1 protein-coding gene is annotated in these 633 nt (G+C 70.3%); it reads right to left on the bottom strand.

Annotated elements, in window-relative coordinates:
* On the bottom strand, positions 1-633 hold a 633-nt coding region (locus AC1DIO_RS35410; RefSeq protein ID WP_476854958.1), incomplete at both ends, for a beta-barrel domain-containing protein.

The following is a 633-nucleotide window of genomic DNA, read 5'->3' as shown; positions in this document are numbered from 1 at the left end:
ACCTCGACCGGCATTCCGGGCTGGAGCTTGCGGTCGCCGAGGGCGGCGACGAGATCGCCGTCGATCTGGATCTCGCCGGTGTAGAAATTGGCGCCGGTGGTGGGGTCGCGGGTGGTCGCCGGGGAGAGATGGCTGACGGTGCCCGGCAGYTCCGGGGTCGMRTTCTTGGCGAAGGCGGAGAAGCGCAGGCGGGCGGGCTGGCCCGGCCTGACCTGGTCGATATCCGTCGGCGCGATCCTGACCTCGACGGTGAGCTTGGCCTCGCCCGGCACGATGGTGGCGAGGCGCGCGGCCGGGGTGATGACACCGCCGACGGTGAAGACGGTCAACTCGTTGACGAGCCCGGCGATCGGGGCGCGGATTTCGGAGCGCGAGAGCCGGTCCTCACTGGCGAGCCGTCGGTCGCTGAGCTCGGAGACCTTGGCCTCGACCTGGCGCAGCTCGCGCTGGGCCTCGGTGCGGGCGGTCTCGTCGACGGCGATGATCTGGAGGCGGGCCTCGCTGACGCGCAGCCGGGCGCGGGCGATCGAGGCTTCGATCTCGCCGCGCTCGCCGAGCAGGCGGGCCCATTCGCGGTTGATGTTGTAGACCTTCGTGCCGTCGATGAAGCCCTTCTCGAACAGGCCGAGATAT

Source organism: Allobosea sp. 05T439 (assembly GCF_056396005.1).
Note: the sequence above shows the minus strand (reverse complement) of the source record. Positions and strands in the feature narration are given on the sequence as shown.